Source organism: Actinoplanes sp. TFC3 (genome assembly GCF_001553785.1).
Taxonomy (GTDB): Bacteria; Actinomycetota; Actinomycetes; order Mycobacteriales; family Micromonosporaceae; genus Actinoplanes.
On the sequence record NZ_LOJP01000001.1, the window covers coordinates 4,086,339 to 4,111,776 of the forward strand.

The following is a 25,438-nucleotide window of genomic DNA, read 5'->3' on the forward strand; positions in this document are numbered from 1 at the left end:
AGCAGACGTTGCGGGTAATGGGATGGGTCAGTGACCGGGACGAGTCCCGCCGGCCCGGATGATGCTGGGCTGGCGGGGCCTCGGGGTCAGGTGCCGGAGGCCATGGAGGCGGCGAGGATGTAGTTGGGGTGCCGGTCAAGGTTCTTACGGGCCCGGTCGTAGCGCATCGTGGTCTTCGGGTCGGCGTGCCGGGCGGCGATCTGTACGTCACGGAGGCTGACACCCGCGTCCAGCATGGTGGTGACGAACGTGTGACGCAGCAGGTGCGGGTGCATTCGGGGCATTCGGATCCCGGCCGTTGCGGACAGCAGCCGGAGCCGGCGGGCCGCGGCGTGCCGGTCCATCCGCCGACCAAGCGTATTGCGCAAGATCGGTCCGTGCTCGCGGCCTTCAATGGCGTACTCGATCGCACGAGCGACCGCGGGAGGCAGCGGAACAAGCACCGTCTTGTCGCCCCTGCCGCGAACCTTCAAGACACGATGACCGTGCTCCTCGCCAAGGTCGACGATGTTCGCACCGCAGGCCTCGAAGACCCGCAGCCCAAGCAGGCCGAGCAGCGCGATCAACGCGAAGTCGTTGCGGTTGGCCGACAGCCGTGCGGTAGGAGCGAACTTCCTGCAACCAGCGCACATACCGTTCGATCCCAGCCCGTCCCAGGCACAGCGGATCAAGATTTTGACCTGAGCACCAGGTCAGGAACACCTTGAGGTCGGAGCCGGTATGGATACGGGACTCACCGCGGTACCGGCCAAGGTACGCGGCCACCGCCGCACGCAGCATGCGCTCGTCGGCGGCGACCGCAGGACGATCCGGAACAGAAGAAGTAGTCATAACCTACGGTGCGTCACCGTCGGCAAGACCACCAACGCCTTCAACGCGGCAGATGAATGCACGATTAGCTTGATCAAAGCCAATTCCCAGGACCTTTCTCGGATTTACGGACGTGTCGGGCACTCGAGCTTCACCCAACTCAGTCAGGATCGGAAACGGCGGATAATCGCCTGAGCGGTCGGCGAGCCCGCTGGGAGCACGGCCAGAACCTGCTCTACAAGCTTTGGATCTGCCAGTTCTCTGCAGAGTGACCCGGCATCGTCTGCGCTCATGGCCATTAACACCTCTATTGCCCTAGTTGGCTTATTCTCCAACATTGCTGCGAACCATCGAGAGCCCGCGTCCGGTACCACGGAAGCAAGTACTCCTGCGCTGACGCTCACTTCCATTCTCATTAATAAATTTGCTACAAACTGCGACTTCTTCGGAGAAGATGGCAGCAGCTCCAAGATCAGCCCTGGGACAAACGCGCTTAACAGCTCACTTGCATCCTCCTGTCTCATCTCTGAGAAGATGGCACGAAGTTCAGGAAATTCCATGCGCATGATGCGCACGACGGCGCAGCGGCGATTCATCCTAGACAAAGCTTCGGCAGCCGCCTCAGGCGCTTGAGCCCTCAACGCATTTATGGTCATCCCGGGCAAGAGTGGTTCTACTCGTTTCAAAAATCCTCTAGGTGTGTTGATCAGCAATGGGCTCCAGAGTCCTGCAGGCAACTCCAGGATGCACTGAGCAGCTGCTTCAGATTCAAGTGAACCAACGGCTGAGGCGGCGGTGTTCACCGGCATCAGCAAAAGCGCTTCAGCCGCTACCGACGGTTCGGCCATCGAGATGAAGACCGCTGCTATGTCGCGATCGCCAAGTCGCTCCACGGCGAGCCTTCGATCCATTAAGGACAACAAGCGTACGGCCGGGATGGGATCCATAGCGACGACGACCGCAGCAGCTCGGAGCGGCTCGATCAGACTGAGGCATTCTGCCGCTAAGTCCGGTGGAATCAGTTCCAAGGCGTGCGCGGCCGAGGCCGGCTGCTCGCGAGTCAGACGGGCAGCCAACCGTGGTGCGTCCATCTGGGTCAGCCACCGTGCCTCATTGGCTGACGACTCGGAGTTAGGGCGTCCCCGCTGATACCGCTCTGCACGCTCCCGGGCGCGCGTCCACTCAACCAGTTGTTCTCCAGTCTGATGGCACGCCACGGCGATGAGGTGGACGGTCTCACTTCGAGGTATGACACTGCCGCGCTCTGCGTTCCAGACAGTCGTCTTCGGGAGGCCGCACGCCTGGGCAAAAGCCGAGAGGGAGAGCCGAGGGTGTGCCGAGAGGCGCAGCCCGCGCAGCTGAAGGGCCAGGTCAGCCGCTGTTTTGATCGACTCGGGTCGTGGCGCATTGGGAAAACTGCCGTTGCCGCTCATGGCTTCGATGATGCGTCTGGCATTCCATAGCGTTCCATCTCAGTCCATGATCTGATAGTAGGTCGCTTTCGCGGAGGCGTTTGTTCGTCAGTTCCATTTCTACAGCGCGCAGATTCAGTTGTGTGCTCTCATCCCTACAGGACAAACGAGGGAGGGAAAATGCGAGGACTCAGGAGAATGCGAAAGTTGAAGCTTGCTGTCATTATCCAGAGCGCCTTACTTATCGGATTCGTCGGTGGCGTTATGTCGTGGTCCGCAAATCACACTATGCCAGATGCGATGATGACAGGAGCGAGCACATTTGCCGCCGCCGTAGCAATCCTCCTTGCCTTCCACCGATTTCTCGTTGGCGGGCCGGGGAAGGATTAGGTCCATTGCGACACGATCGCGCGTGTTACGGCGAGTCGGACTGCGACAACGCCACGCATCCGGCCCGTCAAAGGGTTGCGCTCTCATCGGCAGATCCGGACGCTGATGAATGGCGGGCACAGTTGAGGCGGGAACTGGCGACTTGGTTGGCCGTGCGCCAATTCCCGAGCAGCCAATCAGTTCACTGGATGGTCGCCTGCTCGAGGGTTGCGCGGATCGATTGCACCGAGGCGAGCGCCAGCGGATACGATTCCGCGGCATCTTCCCACAGCTCGCGCCACTCGGAATCTTTCTGGACGATTCGGTCGAGTGCTTGTACCGCGATCGCAGGGACGTCGTCGTCTATTGCGACGCTGCCGCCCTCGATCAGGAAATCGGGCGCGTAGGGACTGTCGATTGCCGTCCCACCCGGGAGTTGTGAGGCGACGATGGCCGCAGCGGCGATAGCGTCCACCGCTTCGCCGCTGTCGAGATACTCGTTTCCGTGCTCGGCAACCCGGCTCAGCGCATCCCGGATCAGCACTGCTCGTTGCTCAGGGGCGGCATCGTTCAGGCCCCCGCACCAGTCGGCAGCGGTGTCGTTGTCGAACGGGCCGACGTCCCAGGTGCCCATGCTGCTCCCTCCAGCTCCTTGGTTGACTCCAAACTCGCCGACAGCCTAACGATCAACAAGTAAAGAGGTTCTCCGGCCCGCTATCACCGCGACGGCTGGCTACAGCAAAACCCGTTTGTCAAACCGGAACTGCTGGCGCGCACGACCGCGAAGTACCCGTACTGGCCGACCCGGTTCAGCTGTGCGCTCGAGAGCGACGCGTTGTACTTTCGTCAGTTCTGCTAAGCCTTGGCCGTTTCTCTGCCAATGTGATGGAGGGCCGCTCCGGCCACTTCAGGGTCATCCTCGCCGTGATGGCCGTTCTTGGAGGTCATCTTGCGGTGGTTCACCAACCTGTCGGTACGCGTGAAAATCTATGCGACGGTTGTTGTCGCCGTCGTGGCTGCTGTGGTCGTGGGGGCGGTTGGGATTCAGAAGCTGTCGGAGACGGCCGACGCCGCCGAGTACCTCTACAGCCAGAATCTGGTACCGGTGGCACAGTTGGGCCAGGTGCAGAACGCCGTTCAGCAATCCTCGGTGGCGCTGATGGACATGGCCCTCAGCACCGTCCCCGCCGAGACCTCCGCCTACCGCACCGCTATCACCGAGGGTGACGCTTTGGCCGACAAGGTCTTCGCCCAGTACACGGCGACTGACATGACCGGTCGTGAGAAAGCTGTGCAGCAATTCCGGACCTCACTCGCCCAATTCCGGGACATCCGCACCAAGCGGCTGCTGCCTGCGGCCGAGTCCGGTGACACCCGGGCGTTCGAGACAGCTCGTGAAGGCGGCGGCCGGCAAGCGCTGACCGCCACCCTGAGTGCGTTGAACGAGTTGGTCAGCATCGAGACAGCCGTGGCACAGGACAAACGTGCCGCTACCGCGGCTGCGTACCGCTCCGCCCGGTTGCAGGTGATTTTCGTAGTACTCGCCGGGATCCTGCTGTCGTTTCTCCTTGCCTACATCGTGATCCGCGGAATCATGACGACGTTGAGGGCAGTTGGACGGGTCTCCCGGGCCCTGGCGCAGAGCGACCTGACCATCAGTACCGGAGTGTCCGGTCGCGACGAGCTAGGCCTGATGGCATCCGAGCTCGACGCCGCGGTGGTGGGTCTGCGCAGCACGGTGTCAGGCATGGAAAGATCGGCAACATCGTTGGCGCACGCCTCAGAGGAGATGTCCGGGGTCGCCTCTCAGATCGCCGCGTCGGCTGAGGAGACCACAGCCCAGGCGCATACCGTGTCCAGTGCGGCGGAGGAGATCTCACGCAGTGTGGAGGCCGTCTCGGCGGGCAGCGAACAGATGGGCGCAGCGATCCGGGAGATCTCCGAGAATGCGACCGAGGCGGCCCGGGTGGCGTCCGAGGCCGTCATGGTCACCGCGGCGACCTCCACGACGATGGGCAAGCTCGGCGAGTCCTCCGCTGAGATCGGTGACGTCATCAAGGTCATCACCTCGATTGCCGAGCAGACCAACCTGCTTGCCCTGAATGCCACCATCGAGGCGGCCCGCGCTGGTGAAATGGGCAAGGGCTTCGCCGTGGTCGCCTCTGAGGTCAAGGACCTGGCGCAGGAGACGGCCCGGGCGACCGCGGACATCTCTCAGCGGGTTCAGGCAATCCAGGCCGACACGACCGGGGCAGTCACGGCGATCGAGGAGATCACCCAGGTCATCGCCAGGATCAGCGACTACCAGACCACCATCGCTTCCGCCGTCGAGGAGCAAACAGCGACAACCCAGGAGATGAACCGCAGCGTTTCGGAGGCCGCAACCGGCGTCAACGAGGTCGCCGTCAACATCACCGGTGTCGCCGACGCCGCCCAGCTCACCAGCCAGGGCATCACCGAAACTCAGCAAACGTCCACCGAACTTGCTCGGATGTCCGGCGAACTCAGCGCCATGGTGGCTGGTTTCCGCACCTGAACCGCCGACGACGATGCCGTTGGTATGCACGCTCGTCGTGGCAAATCAGAACGTCGGATGACAATCGCACTCCTTTTCAGGCTGCGCAGGCGTGTGCGCCGCGTCTAGCATCCCGGCGTGACCTTCACCGTCGAACGAGCCGCACTTGTCATCGTGGATCTGATGCCGAGACTGGTGAACCTGGATCTCGGCCCGCACCGCGGCGCAGATGTGGTGGGCCGGGCGGTACTGCTGGCAAACGCCTGGCGGCGGGTCGGTGCGCCGGTCGTGTTGGTGCGGGTGGAACGTCCTGGCGTCACATCGCAACCGCCGGGTAGCGATTTCGTTCCGGAAATCCAGCCACAGAAAGGCGATATCGTCGTCGTCAAACGCACCATCGGGGCCTTCTACGGAACGGACCTGTCCGTTCGACTGGAGGAACGAGGTGTCGACACCGTGGTCATGACCGGTCTGGCCACGACCATGGGCGTCGAATCTACGGCCCGCGCGGCCGCTGACCACGGCTTCGACGTGCTGTTCGTAGCCGACGCCATGAGCGGCATGACAACCGCCGAACATAACCACGCCCTTTCCGTGGTTTTTCCGCGCTTCGGCCCAGTGGTCGAGACCGGAGAAATACTGGCTCGGCTCTGACCCGCGGGTTCCTTGTTTCCTGCACCGAGTTTCGTCTCTTATACGGCACGACGCCGGCATCCGCTTCTCGGCTAGATCCGCGCACCGGTGGAGACTCGCGAATCACCGCCGGCATCTTGGTGGGACATCTGAAACTGCTGCGCCTCCGCGCGGCGCGTTCTTCGTCAGCGCGAATGGGACGTCGCCTGGCTTGTGGCGGCGTGGAAAGTTGATTGCTCACCGCTGCGGCCCGTGTGAAGATCCGTCTGACGGGTCGCAAGCTCAACTGGAAGAGCATCCGACTGAGTAGTGTGTCCGCTTTCCGCTTCCATGCGGTCATGGGCAGCGCTTCCTTCTCCTTGTTGGATCGGAAGGTTCGGGGTTCGAATCCCCGGCGACCCACGTAGCCGTCAGCGGTGGCGGCACCTGCCGGCGTCGACTGTGTCGAGGCTCCTCGCCAGGTGAACGGAGGAAGTGGATGCTCGAGAAGCTGATCATTCAGAAGACGCTGCGTGTGCCGGCGAGCACCGGCGCGGCCGGTGACGGGGCTGCGGTAGCCCGGCAGCTTGATGCGGCGCTGCTGGAGGTCGGGTTCTCGGCGTCGCGCGCGGTTCTGCAGCACATCGGTGCGCTGGCTCCGGATGCGGCGATGGACCTTGCTGCGATTGTGGTGTCGGCGGTACGGGAGTTGGTCGGCGATCACGTTCAGCACAACGCTTATTTCATTGGCTTCCCCCACGATGTGCCGGACACCGTCGAGTTCTGGACACAGCGCCTGCGCGAGGCGGTGTTCACCGGCGGCGGCACGGCCAGCGACGAGCAGCTGCGCGACGCGGTTGTCGCCGGTGGGGTGAATCTGCTCGATCTGCCGGGCTACGGCACGTATCAGCACACCTACGCCGAGTTGCTGGCCGCCCACGACGATCTGATCGGCGCGTCCGGTGACCGGGTGAGCCTGCTGCACCTGGGCGACCCGGTCGATGTGGAGGCGCAGCGGCTCTATCTGAGCCTGGCCGCAAGCTCCACTCCGCTTGGTGAGGCGGATCTGGCGATTCTCAGCGAACTCGCGATTGCTTGCATGGACGGCATGCAGCCGGGTGAGATCCCGGTGCGGGAGAACCGTGCCGTGCTCAACGGGGTCCGGCTGGTGCTGGGCCGGCCGCTGATTGCGGTGGACAGCACAACCGACGTGCTGCGCCTGGCCTGCCACGTCTCCGGTGGAGATGTCGCGCTGGTGACCCCTGCGCGGCTGCGTACCTTTGCACGCCGGGAACGTCGCATTCTGCTGGCCGCTTTGGACCAAGTCGTCGCGGCGAGTCCGGACAAGCTGGGTGACGTCATGCGGTACGCGGAGCAGTGGAAGCGGCTCGGCGAGAGGCTGCACCCGCACGAGTACGACCAGTGGCCACATGCTCAGCAGGTGTTCGCCGTCGCTCGTGGGGAGCAGCGCATCCGTAACCTTGCCAGCCGGGCGGAGACGGCGATGCGCGCTGGGGGCGCGGCTCAGGCTGCGTCGGTGCTGTCGGCGGCGCCGGGGCTGCTGCTGCGGTCCGCGGACCGGCTGCTGCGTTCAGCGTCGGCTGCTGAGCGGGCCGAGGTGGTGGAGGCGGTCATCGGTGCGCTCGGCTCGGCGTCGGGCCGGGTGCTCTGTTCGCTGCGCGAGCATGTCGGCAATCGGCTGGCGCCGGTCTCAGCCCGGATGTACGCGAGCCGTTCGCGCAGCTCATGGGTGGGACCGGACCACCGGCCGCCGCTGCCGGCGGAGCTGGTCGCCGAGCTGTCGGCACGGCTGGACGCTGAGATAGCCGCACGGCTGCCGTCGCTGCAGCATCCGCTGCTGGTGGATCCCGCGGTGCTTGACGTTGCGCTGCCGCTGTCCGGCAAGGCCGCCGAGGGCGGTTTCGCGGTGCTGCCCCGCGGCTCGCGGGCGTCGGTGAGTGGTGAGCTGCTGCGGTTCTTCACCTACTGGCGTCAGCGCGCCCAGCGTACGGATTACGACCTGTCGGTTCTGCTGCTTGACGAGCAGTTTCACACCGCGGGTCAGGTGTCCTGGACCAACTACCACCACGACGGTGTGGTGCATTCCGGCGACATCACCGACGCCACCGACGGCGCCACCGAGTTCATCGACGTTCCCCTCACCACCGAAGGCCACTATGTGGTCCCGCAGGTTCTCGTCTTCGCGGGCGAGTCCTTTGGCGACGTCGCGGAGTCGATGTTCGGCTACCAGACCCGCACGCTCGACCAGCGCGGCGCTCCGTTCGACGCCCGTACCGTGCGGGCGCGTTCGCAGCTGCGCGGGCAGGGCCGTATCGCCCTACCCGTCGTGTTCGCCAAGGGTGAGCACGGCTGGCAGGCTGTGTGGCTGCACCTTTACCTGCCCGGACAGCCGGCGTTCAACCGGGTGGAGGGCACAACCTTCAATACCGCTGACCGGGTACGAGCACTCGTGGAACGGCGCTACCTGACGATCTCCTACCTCATCGAGCGGTGGCGCCCCCGGGCCGAGGTGGCAATGTTCGACGGTCAGCTCCCGGACGGTCCCGTCAGCTTCATCGGCCTGCAAGCACCCGACAACCTGCCGGCCGGGTCGCAGGCGTATACCCTGAACCGGCTCAGTGAGCTGATCCCTGAGTGACCGGCTACAGCCGAGGCCATGCGGGCGCTTCCTTCTACCCGTTCAATTCGGGACCTCCGCGCAAGCGGAGATCTGGCAGCTAGCACCCGCGCTCTCCTCGGCTGTAGCCGGCGCTCATCCCGTGAAATTGGGAAGAGCCAGCAGGTAGGTCATGACCACGGCAGCAACGACCGGCATTGATCGCCGCCGGTTTGTCCGGTCGACGTCGATGTGGACCAAGGCTCCCGCGTCCTGCTGACTCCGGGCCGGGTGATCCGCCGGGCGCAGGAGCAGCTCTGGAAACAATCCGCGCATCGCCGTCGAACCGGGTGGCGCCACCGCCCTCGCCGCCGCTGTCCTGCACACCCGCGACTTGACCGGTGAACGCATCACCGACTCTCAGTCGCCTGGCCGCCGGGTTCTCACCTGTTCCCGTCCGCCCTCCGCACACCGCAGCACCCACATCGCGCCTGGCTTCTCTACTCGGTGCAGGCTCGGCGGCTTTAGTGTGGTGGCGGTGCCTGTCCGAGAAGAGGAGCCTTATGCCGACGGCTGCGCAGTGGTCAGCAATCACCGAAAATTCTGCTGCAATCCGAGCGAACTCTCGCCAGCTCATCGACCGGGCAGCGAGCCTGCAGGAAAGGGCTCAACAGATCGCCGACGAGAAACGCGCCAAGGCCCTGATGGGGAGGAACACTCTCCCGGCTTGGGAGATCCGTCCACACCGGCCGTGAGCAGGCATCGGACAGTACTTGTCGCGACCGCCGCCGGTCCAACCCCGGCTCGTCGATCGTGTCGAGGACCCGCCACGCCGTTGCGTCCGAGGCCACCGGCCCGAACAGATCTGGTTGCTGGCGCAGCACGCCCGGGTCAGTGATCGTTTCTCCGCCGTCGGCCAGCAACACCGCCAGATCGATGGCGACCCGGCCCGGCTCATGCACCGAACAACGTTGCCGGTCCAGCCCCAAAGCCTAAACGAAACTCCTGGTCAGACCAGTCTTATCGGCGAGATCGGTGAGCAGTCGCGTGCCGGCATGACCGACCACGCCCTGAGCACCACCGGTGACGACAACGTTCGGGCGCGTACCGGTACTCTGCACCGTGAGAGTGCCTTCCGTGACGGACGATTTCGACCCTAGACAAGTCAGATCATCGCAGCTCAGAAGGCACTTTCGCGGTCCCGGCCGCCGTCACCGACCGCCCTTACCTAAGAGGGGTTTGGTCTCCGGCCGTCCTCAACAAGCGAAACTCCCGCCGGCGCAGCACCCTGAGCACCAGCGCCGCCGGATTACCGAACGCTCGCAACCCCACGGCCGGGTCACAGGACTCAATGCTGACGATCCGGTACTCACGCCCGCCGACCATCACCGTCGCCTCCCCCGCCGCCGTGACATTGCGATACCAGGCGACTTGCGGGCCGTAGGTCAACTCGGCCACGAAGTCCCGCCCGAGCCGGGCCAGCATGAGCGGGGTCTCATAGGTCCGGCCGGTGCGCCGCCCGACATGCCGGATGAGCGAGAACGGACCGCGCCCGGCCTTGGCGGCGCGCAGGGTGGCGCGGTTGAGCGTGTTCTTGAGCAGCCAGAGGTAACCACTTCTGAGTCTGCTGCCGGCCACGCCGACCTCCTCCGGTGAGCTTCCGGCGTACAGAATAACTCAGCACTTGATGAATTTAATGATCTGGTTTTTCTCGCCTGGCAAAGGGCGGCGACCGCGCCCTCAAGCCCCCGGGAGAGCAACCGATCAACAGGACATGACCCGCAGAGTTCCCGCCGCGATCGGTGCCATGGTGACCAGCCTCGCCGCTTTTATGGGTATCGCCGGACCGGTTCATGCAGCCGCCAAACCTGGCATCCGGGTAACGTCCACCATTGGCGTCGCGTATGACTGCGACCGGATGGTGCGTTTCGAGATCTACTTCCCGAGTTCGTACGGTGAGGCGCCGGTACAGCTCAAAGGCCTTGATCGGACACTGCAGGGCCGCGCTTCCGAGCCGGGCGTCGCCAAGCTTGCATGGTGTGGAAATGACCCCGCCTACTACGGGATCGTCACTCTGGAAGTCATCGCGTTCTCCCCGTACGGCGCCGCCCTCAGCAATTGGGTGAAGGTCAACGTCGGCGGCACCGCGCCCGCACTGAAATTGACCGTCAAGGTCAAGGGCCGGACCATCAGCGGGACTTTCGTGGACCCGCTGGCCTACGCCAACGGCCACAACAAGATTGTCTTTTATCGGGGTACGAAATCCGCGTACACCATGACGACCAATGAGCAGAACACCTTCTCCAAGAGCGTCAAGCCCGGGACGTACACGATCAAGGCCACCTCGTTGTGGTCGCCAGATCTGCCCAAGACCGCCGAGGTCACCGTGCGCTGAGCAGGGGTGCTGGGCGCTGCCCTCGGAGCGTGGCACGATCGGCTGGCACGCTTGATCGTACGACGGGGAGCACGGGCTTTGGATCTGCTAGAGGCCAGGAAGCTGGCAACCGACCTGATGGCCCAGCACCGGCTCACCGGGTGGCGGCTCGCCTTCGACAACGCCAAAACCCGCGCCGGAGTATGCCGCTTCCGCGAAAAGGAAATCGGCCTGTCGCGCCACCTGATCGCCCTGTACGGATCCGAGCAGGTAACCGAAACCGTCCTGCACGAAATCGCCCACGCCCTGGCCGGCCCCCGGCACGGCCACGACCGCGTATGGCGCACCATCGCCCAGCGCATCGGCTGTTCCGGGCAGCGCTGCATGCCCCAAGACGCGCCCAAGGTCGATGGCTCCTGGGTAGGAACATGCCCCGCGGGCCACCGCACCACAGCCCACCGCCGCCCCATCCGCGTCAAGTCCTGCCGGCAGTGCTCGAACGGGTTCGACGCCGCCGCCATCTACACCTGGACGCACCTGGGTGATCCGGCGCCGATGGATCCCCGGTACACCGCTGAGCTGGCTCGCATCTTCACCGCACCCGAACCGGCCCGCGTCCCGGTACAGGTCGGCGAGCGGGTCCGGGTGGTCGGAGCCGGCAAGTACGCGAACCTGCCCGGAACCGTAGTCAAACGAGGCCGCACCCGCTACCAGATCCAGACCCGGGCCGGTCTGCTGAGCGTCTCCTTCGCCGCCGTCCAGCCCCTGGCATGAGCGCTTTCTTGCAGTTCACCGGCGCCTTACGGCACGCCGGGGCACCCCCGTACGACCACCCGCAGCGACCGTGTAAAGTTCTCTCCTGTGCAGCCCGGTAGGGCGCCGAGCGGCAGCAGCCGGTCGGCCTACCACGCTGTAGTGCAGGTCCGGGTGGCGGAATGGCAGACGCGCTAGCTTGAGGTGCTAGTGCCCTTTATCGGGCGTGGGGGTTCAAGTCCCCCTCCGGACACATATATTTGTCAATAATAAATGGCCGCTGACCAGCGATTGTTGGTCGACGGCCGTAATCGTTTCCGGAACCTGGGCCGCCGTGGGAACACCGCCTCTTGAGGAGCCCTTCCGGTTGCGATCGAGGTCGCCGTGGCAGCTGGGAGACAGCGATGGCGTCCATCGAGAATCGAAGGACCAAGAACAAGATCACTCGGTACAGGGTTAAGTGGCGTACCGGCGGGACCGGTGAGGGCGCGCAGGACGGCGCCACTTTCGACGCACATTCTGACGCGAAGCGCTTCAAGGCTCTCGTGGAGGCTCACGGTCACCAGTGGCCGCCGGCCGAAGTATTGCTCGCTCAAGGCTTCGCTCACCTGGCGCTGGGCACTATCGTCATGCTGGCTGCTCCTGTCGAAAACGACATCCCGGTGACTGCGACGTTCGAGTCGTTCGCTATCGAGTACGTCGAGCGGCTAAGGCGTGTTTTATAACCACTCGCCGATGATGGTGATGGTCAGGACTGCTTGGAAGCGGACGGCCAACTTGTCGTAGCGGGTGGCGACGCCGCGGCCCGCCCCCGGTTGGGGTGCAAAAATGGTGCCCCGCGTCCGCCCCCAGCCCCCCCCCTCCCCCCCCCACCCGGTGCGGCCCGCCCCGCCCGGCCCGCCGCGACCACACCAGCACACTGCTCCCGGCTGCGGCGAACGCGACCAGCATGGCCGGCACCCCGAGCCCGTCGGGCAGCCACTTCGTCGCCATGAACAGCGCCCCGGCCCCCAGCGCCACCGCCAGCACAATCCACGGGCTGGGCGCGTGTCCCTCCCGAACCAGGCGCGGGGGAAGTTTGACGGCAGCGAGCACCAGCAGCGCCAAGATCACCGCCACGGTGATGAGCTGCGAAGCGGACGCCAGGTAGTGGCCGTCGCTGTACGACGACATGGTCGTCCCGAACGCCCCGAGCCCGAACAACAGTCCAGAAACGATCAGCCCCGGCGTGCGCAGCCATGGCTCTGTGCGCCGGCTGGTGGCCTCTTCGACAAGCGCGATCGGCACGCTGATGCTCCACACGGTGTGCAGCGCGAGCACGTACAGCGTCCACGGCAACGCGATGCCCAGCGCCGGCACGAACCCGTGCTCCAGCAGGTGCGCGTGGAAATAGTCCGGGTTGAACAGCGACTGCGTGGTCACGCCCTCCTCGAATATCCCGAACGCCAGCGCCAGCAGCACAATGGAGGGCCACCCCTTGCCGGTACGGCGGGCAACTTCGCGGATGATCAGCGCGCCACCGCCGTACATGGGGGCGAGCAGCACCAGGAACGGCAACGTCGACAACGTGAAGTCGCCGAGCAGGAACTCCGCAACCAGTGGTGAGAGCAGGAACAGGGCAAGAGCGGGAGCTATCCGTCGCATGTGTTCATCGTGCGGCCCGGCGCGCCCGAACCCTTCCGCCGTCCGTCACGAGCCACGCCTGACAGATGTCACGGCCGGCAGCAGCGCTCACGCCGACGTGGTGCCGTCGGCCTGCGGCAGGTCGGCACCGACCGGAGCCGGGGCGCGGCACCGCAGGGTGTCGTGCACGTTTTCTGCACCGCGATCGGTCCAGGATGCACCGGCGAACGCTGCGGTGGGCTTGGTGGTCACGGCAGTCTCCTCGCAAGGGGTACGAGAAAGGCTCCCCCACCCTCCCCCGAGCTGCGCAAACGTTCATGAGCAGGGATCCTCGTTACGTCCCGGGTAATCGACGCGCGCGCCGGCACCGGGCCAGCATGGTCGCCATGAGCGCATACGCCCTGGCCCACCTGCGAACCCCAGCCGCCCACGAGGATGTTTTCCGCTACATGGAACTCATCCAGGCAACCATGGACCCGTACGCCGGCCGCTTCCTCGTGCACGGCGCCCAGGTCGAGCAGCTTGAGGGGGCGTGGCCGGGAACCGTGGTGATCATTGAGTTCCCTGACCTCGTCTCGGCCCGCGCCTGGTACACCTCACCGGCGTACCAGCAGATCCTGCCGTTGCGCACCCGCCACATCGACGGCGAGACGATCCTGGTCGACGGCGTAGCTCCCGGCTACGACGCCGCCCGCTCCGCCGCGGCCCGCCGCCTCGCGCTGCCCGCCGATCTCACAACGCCGTCTGGTATGCCAGCACCCCCCGGTTCACCGCGGTGATCGCCTTGCGGGCGGTGTCGCGCACCGGCTGGGAGGCGCCCGAGCCGTCGCGGATCTGGGTCAGCAGGTCCAGCACCTGCCGGGCCCAGCGCACGAAGTCACCGGCCGGCATGTCGGCCTCGTAGTTGTGCCCGCTGGCCAGCACCCGGGCCAGCGGCTCACCCTTGGCCCAGCGGTACATCGGCCAGACGAAGCCGGCGTCGGGTTCGCGGGTCAGCGACAGCCCGTGGCCGGCTTCCTGCGCCTCGATCTCGGCCCACAGCTTCTGACAGGCGTCGACTGCGCCCTGGGTGGAGCCCTTGGGCACCGTGGCTCGCTCGTCACCCTCGCGGCGCGATTCGTAGAGGACCATGGACACCGCAGCGGCCAGTTCCTCGGGGGCGAGGCCTTCCCACACGCCGTTGCGCAGACACTCGGCGACCAGCAGGTCGGCCTCGGTCCAGATCCGGCCCAGGGAGCGGCCGATATCGGTCACCTCGCCGTCGGGGGCCAGGTAGCCGCGCTCGGTGAGCACCGCGCACACCTGGTCGAAGGTGCGCGCCAGCGAGCCGGTGCGCCCGGCCACCTTGTCGCGCAGCGCCTCGGTGTCACGTGACAGCCGGTGTCGGCGCTCGGCCCAGCGGGCGTGTTCCTCGCGGTCGGGGCAGGCGTGGCAGGGGTGCTGGCGCAACTGCACCTTGAGCAGCGCGACCTCGTGGTCGTCGCCGGGGGTGCCCTTGTTGCGCCCGCGGCGGCCGCCGGGCTGGTCGTGGCGGTCGTGGCCGGTGGCGCTGACCGAGGCGGCCAGGTCGCGGCGCATCCCCGGCGAGCGCGGGTTGAAATGCTTGGGCACCCGGATGCGGTCGAGCACCTCCACCGGGCTGGGGAAGTCGCCCGGCCCGACCCGACCGGCCCAGCGGTCCTGGGTCAGCACCAGCGGGCGCGGCTCGCCGAAGCCCCCACCGGGTGGCTCGATCACCACGGCCAGCCCGGCGCGGCGGCCCTGCGGCACCCGGATCACGTCGCCCACGCGCAGCCGTTCCAGCGAGGACACCGCGGCGGCCCGGCGCTGCTGGGTGCCCTGGCGGGCCAGCGCACGCTCACGGTCGGCGATGGCCACCCGGATGCCGAAGTATTCCTCGAAGTCGCCGTGGTGGCAGGCGGCGTCCCCGGCGTAGGTCTGCATGGTGTCGACGTTGCGCTGCACCTGCCGGGCCAGCCCGACCACCGAGCGGTCGGCCTGGAACTGGGCGAACGAGGACTCCAGCAGATCCCGTGACTTCTGCGCGCCCACCGTGCCGACCAGGTTGATGGCCATGTTGTAGGACGGGCGGAAGCTGGAGCGCAGCGGGTAGGTGCGGGTGGAGGCCAGCCCGGCGACGTGGCGCGGGTCGACCTCGGGGCTCCACAGCACCACCGCGTGACCTTCGACGTCGATGCCGCGGCGCCCGGCGCGCCCGGTGAGCTGCGTGTACTCCCCCGGCGTGAGGTCGACGTGAGCCTCGCCGTTGAACTTGACCAGGCGTTCCAGCACCACGCAGCGGGCGGGCATGTTGATGCCCAGGGCCAGGGTCTCGGTGGCGAACACGGCCTTGACCAGGCCGCGCACGAAGCACTCCTCGACGGCCTCCTTGAACGCGGGCAGCATGCCGGCGTGGTGAGCGGCGATGCCGCGTTCGAGCCCGTCGAGCCATTCCCAGTAGCCCAGCACCGACAGGTCCTCACCGGGAATGGCGGCGACCTTGGCCTGGGCGATCGCGCGGATCTCGGCGCGCTCCTCCGGGTCGGTCAAGCGCAGCCCGCCGGCCAGGCATTGCTGCACGGCGGCGTCGCAGCCGGCGCGGCTGAAGATGAACAGGATGGCCGGCAGCAGGTTGGCCCGGTCGAGGCGCTCGACCACCTCGGCGCGCGGCGGCGGCTGCCAGCGCCGGGGCTTGCCGCCGCGGTTGTGCCAGCCGGGCCCGGAAGTGCGGTCGGTGAGCTCAAGCCGGCGCAGCATCTCACCGGTGTAGCGCAGCAGCTCGGGGTGCACGTCGTGCTTGCGGGCGGCGTCGGCGTCGTGGAACAGGTCGAACATCCGCTTGCCGACCAGCATGTGCTGCCACAGCGGGACCGGGCGGTGCTCGCTGACCACGACCTCGGTCTGCCCGCGCACGGTGACCAGCCAGTCGGCGAACTCCTCGTAGTTACTGACCGTAGCCGACAATGAGACCAACGTCACCGAGGCGGGCAGGTGGATGATGACTTCTTCCCACACCGCGCCACGGAACCGGTCGGCCAGGTAGTGCACCTCGTCCATCACCACGTAGGCCAGGCCCTGCAGGGTGGCCGCGCCGGAGTAGAGCATGTTGCGCAGCACCTCGGTGGTCATGACCACCACCGGCGCGTCGCCGTTGATCGCGTTGTCGCCGGTGAGCAGGCCGACATGCTCTGCTCCGTACCGGTCGACGAGGTCGTGGTATTTCTGGTTCGACAGCGCCTTGATCGGGGTGGTGTAGAAACACTTGCGCCGGGTGCCCGAGCCGTCCGCCCGCAGCGCCAGGTGCACCGCGAACTCGCCGACCACGGTCTTGCCCGCCCCGGTGGGCGCGCAGACCAGTACGCCGCTGCCGCGCTCCAGGGACTCGCATGCCTGCCGTTGGAAATCGTCCAAATCGAAGCCGACGTCGAGCATGAAGTCTTCCAGCGCGGGATGCTCGGCCATGCGGGCCGATCGCCTTCTGGACTCCGCGTAGCGTTCGGCGGGGGATGTCATGAACCCAAGGCTAATGCGTGGGTCTGACACAACGAAGGTCATGGCTCGCCGGGCGGTTGCCGACAGATGCGTCCCATCCGCTCGGTATGGTGCACGGCGTGCCGGATGTTGCCGAATCGACCACCGTCCCGTCGCGACGTCAGGTCGACGCCGTGCTCTTCGACTTCCACGGCACGCTCGCCCAGGTGGAGGAGCCGGTCGCCTGGGTGACCGCAGCCGCCGCGGCCTGCGGCACCGAGCTGGACCGGGGGCGCGCGACGATCCTGGCCGACCGGCTGGTCACGGCCGGGCGCGCGGGCGGGCCGTTACCCCGGCGGGTGCCGATCCACCTGGCCGAGCACTGGGCCGACCGCGACTTCTACGAGCACAGCCACCGGGCGGCGTACACCGGGCTGGCCGAGACGGTCAGCACGGACATCGAGGGGCTGGCCGGCGCGCTGTACAGCCGGCTGCTGGGCGCCGAGGGCTGGTTGCCGTACGCCGACACCGAGCCGACCCTGCGCACGCTGCATGATGCGGGGATCAAGGTCGCGGTGGTGAGCAACATCGGCTTCGACATCCGGCCGCACTTCGCCGCGTGGGGGTTGGCCGAGCTGGTGGATGCCTACGCGCTGTCGTACGAGATCGGCCGGGCCAAGCCGGACCCGGCGATCTTCCTGCGGGCCTGCGGCATGCTGGGCGTGGACCCGGAGCGCACGCTGATGGTCGGGGACACCCCGGCCGATGCGGGGGCGGTGCAGGCCGGCTGCGCGGCGCTGGTGCTGCCGGCGGCCGAGCCGGGCCGGCCCAACGGGCTGGGGGCAAGCCTGGCCCTGGCGGGCTGCGGGACTGCTTAGCTGCTCAGAGGTACGTGTCGACCAGCGTGCCCTGGGTGGCGTTGGCGCTGCGGATGGGGGCCTGCTCGTCGGCCTCGGCGACGTGGTCGGCGATCGTGGACTGCGGCTTGTCCGCTTTCTCGGCCTTCTTGGCGGGGGCGGCGGCCAGCGTGTCGGTGGAACCCAGGTAGGCGCTGGCGAGTGAGCTGGAGCTGAGTGAACTGACCGGCATGCTTCCCCCTTGAGAACCGGCGATGAGCGGTGCACTGGGCTGTTCGGCCGGGTTGCGCGGCTGCTGACGCCGCGATCAGAGCAGCAACCGAACCGCACCCGCTTGGCAGCTCACGGTCATCGGCAACGCTCCCATCCGCTCGCCATCGGCGTATCCGATGATGTCTTCGGCCTCGACCGTGACCTCCCGCGCCCGGAAGACCCCGACGCGTGGATCCGTCACGTGCGTCCCCTGCTGCAGCCGGGGCCTGAGCCGCGTCAGCGCCGCGCGCCCCATCTCCCGCGCGATGATCACGTCCAGCAGCCCGTCCCGCACGTCGGCGGCCGGGCAGATCAGCATCCCGCCGCCGTAGCTCTGTCCGTTTCCGATCGCTACCAGCACCCCGTCGAAGCGGTGCTCAACCCCGTCGAGCACCAGGGTGTAGTGCCGCGCCCGCAATCGCGCCAGCTCCAGCGCAATCGCCAGGTCATAGCGCCGGGCCCCGCGCGGCCAGCGCATCTGATTGGCCCGCTCGTTCACCACAGCATCGAAGCCGGCCGCCAGCACCGCCCCGAACCACCGCACCTGACCGCCGGGCAACGTCGTCCGAGCCAGATCAACTGCTTGGTCCCGCCCGTCGCGCACGGCCCGCGAGATAGCCTCCGCAGCAGCAAGCACCCTTCCCGGTACGCCCACAGCCGCCGCGAAGTCGTTACCGGTCCCGGCCGGAACCACCCCCAGAGGCACTCCCGAGTCCGCCACCGCCTGCAACGCGCGATGAACCGTGCCATCGCCGCCCACCGCCACGACGGCGGCAGCACCCTCGGCAACCGCGCGATGGCACGCCTGCTCCGCGTCGTCCCCGCTGTCCGCAGCCAGCAGCCGCACCGGGCGCCCGGCCCTGCGCAGCTCCTCCAGCACGGCCGGCAGCAACCCGCCGTGCCGGCCCCTCCCCGCGCCCGGATTGACCAGCACCGCGACCTCATCACCCACGCCGCGCACGCTACCTGTCACTGCTGGCCCGGCTGAATCAACACCGTGAAAACCGCGCGTGCCCGCCTGCCACCTGTGCTCCGTATCCCCTGACGACAAAGGGCGGGCCGCAGCCCGCCCTTCACCCTCTGGTGGATCAGGTCATGTCATCGAAGCGGCTTTCCAGTGGCAGCGGCTTGGTCACCGGGGCCGGGCCGTCGACCGGGGCCGGGGCGTCGATGCGGTCGGACACGCCGACCGGCACCTGCTCCTCCTCCAGCGGGGAGATCTGGTCGTCGTCAAGGTCGGCGTAGACCTCCTTGCCGCGGCCCTTGCGCTTGTCGTTGAGCATCGCCACGCCGACAGCGATCAGGTAGAGGAACGTCATGCAGGCCGCGAGCAGCGTCATGCCGAACGGGCCGGGGTCGGGGGTCGCGATCGCCGCGAAGGCGAACGAGATGAACACGACGATGCGCCACCAGCCGAGCAGCTTCCTGCCGGTCACCACGCCGGTGAAGTTGAGCATGAGCAGGATCAGCGGGAACTCGAAGGCCGCCCCGAAAATCAAGATCATGTTCATGACGAAGCTGATGTACGACGTCACTTCGAGTTGCGTGGTGTCGTCGAAGACACCGGCTTTCATGATGAACGCGAGGCTGTGACCGACCACCACGTAGGCCAGCACGGCCCCGGCGGTGAACAGCGGCGCCGCGATCGCCACGAAGACGTACGCCCACTTGCGCTCGTGGCGGTGCAGCCCCGGCGCGATGAACGCCCACAGCTGGAACAACCAGACCGGGGCTCCAACGATCAGGCCGACCCACAGGGCGATCTTGAGCTTGAGGATCAGCGTGTCCGCGACGCCCAGCACCAGGAAGCGGCACTTGCCGTCAACGATGGAGCTGGGCAGGTCGCAGTACGGCTCCTGCAGCAGGTCGAAGACCCAGTTGGCCAGGAAGAACCCGACGATCAGGCCGGCCACGATGCCGAGCGCGGCCCAGAAGAGGCGGTTACGCAACTCCCGGACGTGCTCGATCAGCGTCATGGAGCCGTCTGCGGCCTGTTCGAACTTGCTCGGCCCCTGGTGACGGCGCAGTGAAAGGGCCACGATCGGTCAGCGGTCGTTGGTGCGCTGCACGGGGTCCACGAACGGCTGGGCCGGCGGCTGCTGCGGCTGCTGGTAACCCGGCTGCGGCGGCTGGTAGGGCTGGCCCTGCGGCTGCTGGGACGGCTGGCCGGGCTGCTGCTGGTACGGCTGGCCGGGCTGCTGCTGGTACGGCTGGCCGGGTGCTACCTCACCCTGCAGGGGCTGGCGCGAATACGGCGGCTCGGCCTTCTCCGCCACATTGTCGTCGCCGTCCACCAGGCCCTTGGTCTCGGCCTTGATGATGCGCAGCGAGCGGCCCAGCGAGCGAGCGGCGTCCGGCAGCCGCTTGGCGCCGAACAGCAACACGAGCACGACAACGATGACGGCGATGTGCCATGGCTTGAGGGCGCCCATGGGAACTCCAGTCGAATTGGCAGATGAACGAGCGGCGGTGCGGGGTCCATCGTACGTGTGGATCCTGACAACAACCCCGGCCGGACCTCTTTGTTAAGGGGGCCAGCCAAGGAATTTCCGGACAACGCACCGGGACCGGGACGCTACCACGCAGATGAGCTCTTCTGTAAAGAGTGCTTTCCTTTTTCGCCGTGCCCGGCCTTGATGACGGCGACCTGCTGCTGAGCCGTCTCCGCGCGGTGCTGCAACCCCGCGACGGTTTCCTGCAAAGCGGCCACGTCGGCCTGCAGCTTGCCGGCCTGCTCCTGACGCAGCAACAACCGGCGCATCGCCCGGTCCAGCGCGGACAACCGGCCCAGCACCGACAAAACCGACACTACCAGGATGATCAAGGCGACAACCACCACCGCGAGCACGATCCACAACACCATGGCGGAAAGCTTAGGCGCTCACGGCTGGGGCGTCGCGTACTGGTCAAGGGCGGCGTTGGTCTGGTCGCGGATCTGGCCGACCAGGGCGGCCGGGCTGAGCACGGTCACGTCGCCCAGGCCGAGCACCAAGCGCTGCGCCCAGCCCAGGTCGGTGACGCGCATGCCGACCAGCCAGGTGTCGCCGTCGCGGCGGACCTCCTCGCACGGGTAGTACTCGGTGATCCACCGGCTGGCGCGCCCGACGCGCAAAGTGACCAGCGGCAACTCGGTAGAGGGGCGGAAGATGCCGTCGCTGACGTCGTGCGGCACGGCCTTGGCGGGCGGGGCGGCGGGTTCGTCCAGTTCCTCGTACCCGTCGATGCGGGCCACCCGGAACAGCCGCGTGGCCTCCACCCGCCGGCACCAGGCCTCCAGGTAGCCACGGTTGCCCACCATCAGCACCCGCATCGGGTCGATGGTGCGCGAGGTCGTCTCGTCGCGCGCCGCCGTGTAGTACGTGATCTTCATGGCGTGGCGGCGCTCGACGATGCCCCGGATGGCCTCCAGGCGCTCGGTACCTGCGGGCAGCCGAACCGCCACCGGCGCATCCCCCAGATCCCCGGTCGCGTTCTCGATCTTGGCCAGGGCGCGCTCGATCGCATCACGGGAGCCGATGCCGGGGGTCTCGGCCAGCATCCGCAGCGCCACCACCAGCGCGAGCGCCTCGTCGGGGTTGAGCCGCAGCGGCCGGTCGATGCCGGCGTCGTAGGTGATGGTGACGCGGTCGCCGTCCAGCGCCATGTCGATCAGGTCGCCGGGGCCGTATCCGGGCAGCCCGCAGACCCAGAGCAACTCCAGGTCCTCGCGTAACTGCTTCTCGCTGATCCGGAAGTCGGCGGCGGCCTCGGCCACCTCGATCCCGGGGCGGGCCAGCAGGTACGGCACCAGGTTGAGCAGCCGGCCGAGCCGGTCCCCGCCCGCCGGGCGGCCCACCGGGGCCCGCTGCTGCGGCGTCACGCGAGCACCGCCGGCTCGTAGCGTGCGACGACCTCTTTGAGTTGCTGGATCACGGCTTCCCGCAGCTCCGGCGGGTTCTCGGCGCGCACGTCGGCACCGTAGCCGACCAGGCGGGAGGCCAGCCACTCGACGTCGGAGAACGCGATGGTCAGCCGGTCGCCGTCCGGTGCGCTGACGACCTCGCTGGCCCAGCGACGCAACCCGGCGGCGCAACCCGGGCGTACGACCACGGTGGCCCGGCCGTTGCGCGCGATCGGGCCGTTGTAGCGGGCCACGTGGCTGATCAGGTCGGTGTTCTCCGGCGGAGTGAACGCGCCTGACGCCCCGACCGCCTTCACGCCACCGACGATGCGCGAGAGCCGGAAGCAGCGGGTGGCGTCGCGGTCGCGGTCGTGCCCGACGACATACCAGCGGCCCTGCCAGCAGACCACGCCCCAGGGCTGCAGGCGGCGGGTGGACGGCTCGTCGACCTCGGGAACCCGGTAGGAGAAAGTCACCGCGCGGCGCGAGCGGGCGGCGGCGGTCAGCGGGCCGAACGCCGGGTCGACGGTGACCACGGGTTCCACCCCGAGCGTGGCCTGCGGGTCCACCTCGATACCGGCGGCGCGCAGCTTGGCCAGCCCCGACGACGCGGCGGCGGCCAGCCCGGCATGCTGCCAGAGCCGGGCGGCGATGCCCACGGCGGCGGCCTCGTCGGGCTCCAGCGGGATGTCGGGCAGTGCGTACTCGCGGTGGGCGATGCGGTAGCCGTGCTCGGTGTCGAACGCGCTGGCCAGCCCGGTTTCGAGGGGAACGCCCAGCTCACGCAGCTCGGCCTTGTCCCGTTCGAACTTGCGCTGGAACGCGTCGTGGTCGCGGGGGTCCTCGGGATCATGCTCGTAGCCGGGGACGGTCGCGGCGATCTGGGCGGCGGTCAGGAACCGTCGCGTGGAGAGCAGGCAGATGACCAGGTTCACCAGGCGCTCGGTACGGGTGCGCGACACGAGGTGAAACGCTAGCAGCCCGCCGCGGATGTGGCGGTACGCGCAGCCCGCGCACGGTTATCTGTAACCAACAAGGGAATGGTAGCCAGCGTGTCTGAGACTCCCCGCGCCGCTGATACCTCGCAGAACCCACCGGACCTGCCGGCCGTCGGTCTCGCCGGCGCCGGGCCGCTGCCCGCCCCGGCCGAGCCCGGCGCCGGCGGCAAGAAGGGCGAGGAAAACGAAAGCGTCGGTACGGTGGTCATCGCCGGGCTGGCCAACCTCGTCATCGCCGCGGCCAAGCTGGTGGCCGGCATGCTGTCCGGCTCGGCGGCCATGCTCTCGGAGTCGGCGCACTCGCTGGCCGACACGGTCACGGAGGTGTTCCTCTACGTGGCGCTGCGCCGGGGCAAGAAACCGGCCGACGAGAACCACCCGTTCGGTTACGGCAAGGAAAGCTTCGTCTGGGCCTTCATCGCCGCGTTGTTCACCTTCATCGGGGGCGCCGGGTTCTCGATCTACCACGGTGTCACCACGATCATGAACGGCGAGCACAGCGGGCAGTACCTGATCTCGTACATCGTGCTCGGGGTTTCCTTTGTCGCCGAAGGCACGTCCTTTCTCAAGGCCAAGCGGCAGGTCGCCGAGGAGTCGCGGCGCTGGGGCATCACCTCGTTCCGATTCCTGCGGCTGACCTCGGACACCACGGTCAAGGCGGTCTACCTCGAGGACTCCGCGGCACTGGTCGGTCTGATCCTGGCCGCGCTGGGCATCCTGGGTGCGCAGCTCACCGGCAGCGAGTTCTGGGACGGCCTGGCCTCGATCCTGATCGGTGTACTGCTGCTGATCGTCGCGTTCGTCCTGGCCCGCAGCAACGTGTCGCTGCTGGTCGGGCGGGCGGTCCCGAGGGCCATGCACAACCAGATCGCCGACGACCTCAACTCCATCCCGGTGGTCACCGCGGTACCCACCCTGCTGACCATGCAGCTGGGCCCGGGCAACATCCTGGTTGCGGCGAAGGTCGACTTCGACGACAACGTCAGCGGCGCGCAGATCGAGGAAGCCTCCGACGAGGCCGAGCGGCGTCTGCGCCACCGCTACTCCGACATCCAGTACGTCTTCCTCGACCCGACGCGCGGCTCGGCGGGACGCAACCACCGCGACGGCGGGCTCGACATATAGGGTCGCCGCCATGGTGCGCTGGCGGTCAGGAACAGTTCATACGGTACGGCGGGAGTGGCGCGGTGCCCTCGAGCTGGAAGTCCACACGGCGCACGGGCCGCTCAAGGCGCTTGCCTATCCCGAGCTGACCGGCCGTCCCGAGCCGGGCGACCGGGTGCTGCTCAACGTCGGCGCGCAGGTGATGGGGCTGGGCACCGGCGGCTACGCCCTGGTGGTGGCGCTGCCCGACCGCCTGCCCGCCGACCCGGCCGAGGACGGCACCACCCGCGACGCCGGCCACCTGGTCAAGGCCCGCTACACCCCGCTGCAGCCCATCCTGCTCGGCGTGGACGAGGAGGCCTCCCCGCACCGCGAGGTGATGGCGGCCGCGGACAGCCTCGATGACATGCCCGTGGTCCTGGCCGACCTGCACTCGGCGCTGCCGGCCATCCTCGCCGGGGTGCACGCCGACCGGCCCGACGCCAAGGTCGCGTACGTGATGACCGACGGCGGCGCCCTGCCGGCCTGGTTCTCCCGCACGATCGACGCCCTGACCGCTCAGCTGGCCGGCACGATCACCACCGGGCAGGCCTTCGGCGGCGACCTCGAGGCCAGCACCGTGCACACCGGCCTGCTGGCGGCGCGCCACGTGCTGGGCGCCGACCTCGCGATCGTCGCGCAGGGCCCCGGCAACCTCGGCACCGGCACGACCTGGGGCTTCTCCGGGGTGGCGCTGGGCGAGGCGGTGAACGCCACGGTCGCGCTGGGCGGACGCCCGGTCGGGTCGCTGCGCATCTCCGACGCCGACGCCCGCCCCCGCCACCGCGGCGTGTCGCACCACAGCCTCACCGCGTACGGCAAGGTCGCGCTGGTGCCGGCCGACCTGCCCTTCCCCGCCGACCTGCCCACCAGCCTGGCCAAGGAAGTCGACGAGGCGCTCGCCCCGCTGGCCACCCTGCACCGGCTGATCGAGGTGCCCACCGACGGCTTGGACGCGGCGCTGCAGGACAGCCCGGTCAAGCTGTCGACCATGGGCCGCGGGCTGGCCGAGGACCACGCGTACTTCGTGACAGCGGCGGTCGCCGGGCGCCACGCAGCCTCGCTGCTGAGCTAGATCTTTCGCACCAGGGTGACGCCGTCCCGCACCGGGAGCATGACGCACTCGACGCGTTTGTCGGACGAGACCACGGCGTTGAACCCGCGCATCACCGCCGCGTCGGGGCTGGCCGGGCTGGCGTCGAGCACCCGGCCCCCGCGCAGCACGTTGTCCAGCACGATCAGCCCGCCGCTGCGCAACCGCGGGACCAACTCGGCGTAGTAGGCCGGGTAGCCCTGCTTGTCGGCGTCCACAAACGCGAAGTCCACCACCGGCTCAAGTGGCAAGGCCTGCAACGTGGGCAACGCGGGCGCAATCCGCAGCTCGATCCGGTCGTCCAACCCGGCGCGCTTCCAGTAGTCCCGCGCGACCGCGGTGAACTCCTCGGACACATCGCAGCACAGCAGCCGCCCACCCTCGGCGAGCCCCCGCGCGATGCAGATGGCCGAATAGCCGGTGAACGTCCCCACCTCGATGGCATTGCTGGCACCGGTGAGCCGTACAAGCATGGTGAGCAGCGCACCCTCGTCCGCCGAGACCTGCATCCCGGCCCGCTCACCGAAGGTCGCCCGTGTGTGCGCCGCCAACTCCCGCAACACGTCATCCGCCTGAGCCGAGTGCGCGACCAGGTACTCCTCGATCGCCGGATCATTGATGTTCGCCATAACCTCAAGCGTTCCCGATTCCCGGGCGCC

The 25,438-nt window shown here is 67.7% G+C and carries 25 protein-coding genes, 2 tRNA genes and 1 pseudogene; 12 read left to right on the forward strand and 16 right to left on the reverse strand.

Annotated elements, in window-relative coordinates:
- Positions 1 to 86 precede the first annotated feature (86 nt).
- The 3 genes from TFC3_RS18430 to TFC3_RS18435 all read right to left on the reverse strand — a co-directional run bounded on the left by TFC3_RS18430 (position 87) and on the right by TFC3_RS18435 (position 3,225).
- A complete protein-coding gene (locus TFC3_RS18430; protein WP_236718193.1) occupies positions 87 to 566 on the reverse strand; it encodes a tyrosine-type recombinase/integrase in 480 nt (159 codons plus the stop codon).
- 408 nt (positions 567 to 974) lie between these two features.
- A complete protein-coding gene (locus TFC3_RS37155) occupies positions 975 to 2,243 on the reverse strand; it encodes a helix-turn-helix domain-containing protein (RefSeq protein ID WP_153040289.1) in 1,269 nt (422 codons plus the stop codon).
- A 550-nt stretch (positions 2,244 to 2,793) separates the two neighbouring features.
- Positions 2,794 to 3,225 (reverse strand): DUF4259 domain-containing protein, encoded by a 432-nt coding sequence (locus tag TFC3_RS18435; protein WP_067501313.1) that lies wholly within the window; start codon positions 3,223 to 3,225, stop codon positions 2,794 to 2,796.
- Positions 3,226 to 3,540: 315 nt separating this feature from the next.
- Here TFC3_RS18435 and TFC3_RS18440 point away from each other — a divergent pair, with 315 nt between their 5' ends.
- From TFC3_RS18440 to TFC3_RS18450, 4 genes are all read left to right on the forward strand, one after another.
- Complete coding sequence (locus tag TFC3_RS18440) at positions 3,541 to 5,127, forward strand: methyl-accepting chemotaxis protein (protein WP_369819630.1); 1,587 nt, start codon at positions 3,541 to 3,543, stop codon at positions 5,125 to 5,127.
- A gap of 117 nt (positions 5,128 to 5,244) precedes the next feature.
- Complete coding sequence (locus TFC3_RS18445) at positions 5,245 to 5,760, forward strand: isochorismatase family protein (RefSeq protein ID WP_236718194.1); 516 nt, start codon at positions 5,245 to 5,247, stop codon at positions 5,758 to 5,760.
- 250 nt (positions 5,761 to 6,010) lie between these two features.
- Positions 6,011 to 6,141, forward strand: a tRNA-OTHER gene (locus TFC3_RS37160).
- Between the two features lie 76 nt (positions 6,142 to 6,217).
- Positions 6,218 to 8,377 carry a hypothetical protein gene (locus TFC3_RS18450; RefSeq protein WP_067501315.1) on the forward strand — a complete coding sequence of 720 codons (2,160 nt, stop codon included), beginning with the start codon at positions 6,218 to 6,220 and terminating at the stop codon, positions 8,375 to 8,377.
- 737 nt (positions 8,378 to 9,114) lie between these two features.
- Here TFC3_RS18450 and TFC3_RS39420 read toward each other — a convergent pair.
- Positions 9,115 to 9,504: pseudogene (locus tag TFC3_RS39420) on the reverse strand (IS1380 family transposase); the annotation flags it as partial.
- A gap of 55 nt (positions 9,505 to 9,559) precedes the next feature.
- Complete coding sequence (locus tag TFC3_RS18460) at positions 9,560 to 9,973, reverse strand: nitroreductase family deazaflavin-dependent oxidoreductase (RefSeq protein WP_067501321.1); 414 nt, start codon at positions 9,971 to 9,973, stop codon at positions 9,560 to 9,562.
- A 172-nt stretch (positions 9,974 to 10,145) separates the two neighbouring features.
- Between TFC3_RS18460 and TFC3_RS18465 the strand changes: the two genes are divergently transcribed.
- The 4 genes from TFC3_RS18465 (at position 10,146) to TFC3_RS18480 (ending at position 12,187) form a co-directional block, all read left to right on the forward strand.
- Entirely contained in the window at positions 10,146 to 10,730 is a 585-nt protein-coding gene (locus tag TFC3_RS18465) for a hypothetical protein (protein WP_161952627.1), read from the forward strand.
- A 78-nt stretch (positions 10,731 to 10,808) separates the two neighbouring features.
- Positions 10,809 to 11,483 carry a SprT-like domain-containing protein gene (locus TFC3_RS18470; protein ID WP_067501329.1) on the forward strand — a complete coding sequence of 225 codons (675 nt, stop codon included), beginning with the start codon at positions 10,809 to 10,811 and terminating at the stop codon, positions 11,481 to 11,483.
- A 147-nt stretch (positions 11,484 to 11,630) separates the two neighbouring features.
- A tRNA-Leu gene (locus tag TFC3_RS18475) sits at positions 11,631 to 11,715 on the forward strand.
- Between the two features lie 151 nt (positions 11,716 to 11,866).
- On the forward strand, positions 11,867 to 12,187 hold the full coding sequence (locus TFC3_RS18480; RefSeq protein ID WP_067501331.1) for a hypothetical protein: 321 nt from the start codon (positions 11,867 to 11,869) through the stop codon (positions 12,185 to 12,187).
- Here TFC3_RS18480 and TFC3_RS37165 read toward each other — a convergent pair.
- Together TFC3_RS37165 and TFC3_RS38100 are read right to left on the reverse strand one after the other, a co-directional pair.
- The gene (locus TFC3_RS37165) at positions 12,150 to 13,106 is read right to left on the reverse strand and encodes a hypothetical protein (protein ID WP_201787181.1); all 957 of its coding nucleotides are present in this window, start codon (positions 13,104 to 13,106) and stop codon (positions 12,150 to 12,152) included. The genes TFC3_RS18480 and TFC3_RS37165 overlap by 38 nt on opposite strands.
- Before the next feature lie 87 nt (positions 13,107 to 13,193).
- Positions 13,194 to 13,337, reverse strand: coding sequence for a hypothetical protein (locus tag TFC3_RS38100; protein ID WP_161952628.1), 144 nt, complete (start codon positions 13,335 to 13,337; stop codon positions 13,194 to 13,196).
- 134 nt (positions 13,338 to 13,471) lie between these two features.
- Between TFC3_RS38100 and TFC3_RS18490 the strand changes: the two genes are divergently transcribed.
- A complete protein-coding gene (locus TFC3_RS18490; RefSeq protein WP_067501333.1) occupies positions 13,472 to 13,864 on the forward strand; it encodes a DUF1330 domain-containing protein in 393 nt (130 codons plus the stop codon).
- Here TFC3_RS18490 and TFC3_RS18495 read toward each other — a convergent pair.
- Positions 13,818 to 16,598 (reverse strand): RNA helicase, encoded by a 2,781-nt coding sequence (locus TFC3_RS18495; protein WP_067501336.1) that lies wholly within the window; start codon positions 16,596 to 16,598, stop codon positions 13,818 to 13,820. The two genes, TFC3_RS18490 and TFC3_RS18495, sit on opposite strands and share 47 nt — an antisense overlap.
- Positions 16,599 to 16,684: 86 nt before the next feature.
- On the opposite strand from TFC3_RS18495, the gene TFC3_RS18500 reads away from it, so the two are divergent.
- On the forward strand, positions 16,685 to 17,434 hold the full coding sequence (locus tag TFC3_RS18500; protein ID WP_067501344.1) for an HAD family hydrolase: 750 nt from the start codon (positions 16,685 to 16,687) through the stop codon (positions 17,432 to 17,434).
- Between the two features lie 4 nt (positions 17,435 to 17,438).
- Here TFC3_RS18500 and TFC3_RS18505 read toward each other — a convergent pair whose 3' ends face one another.
- The 7 genes from TFC3_RS18505 to TFC3_RS18535 form a co-directional block, all read right to left on the reverse strand.
- Positions 17,439 to 17,645 carry a hypothetical protein gene (locus tag TFC3_RS18505; RefSeq protein ID WP_067501351.1) on the reverse strand — a complete coding sequence of 69 codons (207 nt, stop codon included), beginning with the start codon at positions 17,643 to 17,645 and terminating at the stop codon, positions 17,439 to 17,441.
- Positions 17,646 to 17,720: 75 nt separating this feature from the next.
- A complete protein-coding gene (locus tag TFC3_RS18510; RefSeq protein WP_369819631.1) occupies positions 17,721 to 18,626 on the reverse strand; it encodes a YegS/Rv2252/BmrU family lipid kinase in 906 nt (301 codons plus the stop codon).
- Between the two features lie 127 nt (positions 18,627 to 18,753).
- Positions 18,754 to 19,704, reverse strand: a complete 951-nt coding sequence (tatC, locus tag TFC3_RS18515; protein WP_067501357.1) for a twin-arginine translocase subunit TatC — start codon at positions 19,702 to 19,704, stop codon at positions 18,754 to 18,756.
- Positions 19,705 to 19,710: 6 nt separating this feature from the next.
- Entirely contained in the window at positions 19,711 to 20,097 is a 387-nt protein-coding gene (gene tatA / locus TFC3_RS18520) for a Sec-independent protein translocase subunit TatA (protein WP_067501360.1), read from the reverse strand.
- Between the two features lie 143 nt (positions 20,098 to 20,240).
- Complete coding sequence (locus tag TFC3_RS18525; protein WP_067501363.1) at positions 20,241 to 20,528, reverse strand: hypothetical protein; 288 nt, start codon at positions 20,526 to 20,528, stop codon at positions 20,241 to 20,243.
- 18 nt (positions 20,529 to 20,546) lie between these two features.
- Complete coding sequence (locus TFC3_RS18530; RefSeq protein ID WP_067501367.1) at positions 20,547 to 21,524, reverse strand: YafY family protein; 978 nt, start codon at positions 21,522 to 21,524, stop codon at positions 20,547 to 20,549.
- Positions 21,521 to 22,507 (reverse strand): YafY family protein, encoded by a 987-nt coding sequence (locus TFC3_RS18535; RefSeq protein ID WP_067501370.1) that lies wholly within the window; start codon positions 22,505 to 22,507, stop codon positions 21,521 to 21,523. Before TFC3_RS18535 ends, TFC3_RS18530 begins: the two co-directional genes overlap by 4 nt.
- A 90-nt stretch (positions 22,508 to 22,597) precedes the next feature.
- Between TFC3_RS18535 and TFC3_RS18540 the strand changes: the two genes are divergently transcribed.
- Complete coding sequence (locus TFC3_RS18540) at positions 22,598 to 23,668, forward strand: cation diffusion facilitator family transporter (protein ID WP_236718196.1); 1,071 nt, start codon at positions 22,598 to 22,600, stop codon at positions 23,666 to 23,668.
- A 10-nt stretch (positions 23,669 to 23,678) separates the two neighbouring features.
- Positions 23,679 to 24,761 carry a DUF3866 family protein gene (locus tag TFC3_RS18545; protein WP_067501373.1) on the forward strand — a complete coding sequence of 361 codons (1,083 nt, stop codon included), beginning with the start codon at positions 23,679 to 23,681 and terminating at the stop codon, positions 24,759 to 24,761.
- Here TFC3_RS18545 and TFC3_RS18550 read toward each other — a convergent pair.
- On the reverse strand, positions 24,758 to 25,408 hold the full coding sequence (locus TFC3_RS18550) for an O-methyltransferase (RefSeq protein WP_067501377.1): 651 nt from the start codon (positions 25,406 to 25,408) through the stop codon (positions 24,758 to 24,760). The two genes, TFC3_RS18545 and TFC3_RS18550, sit on opposite strands and share 4 nt — an antisense overlap.
- Between the last annotated feature and the right edge of the window lie 30 nt (positions 25,409 to 25,438).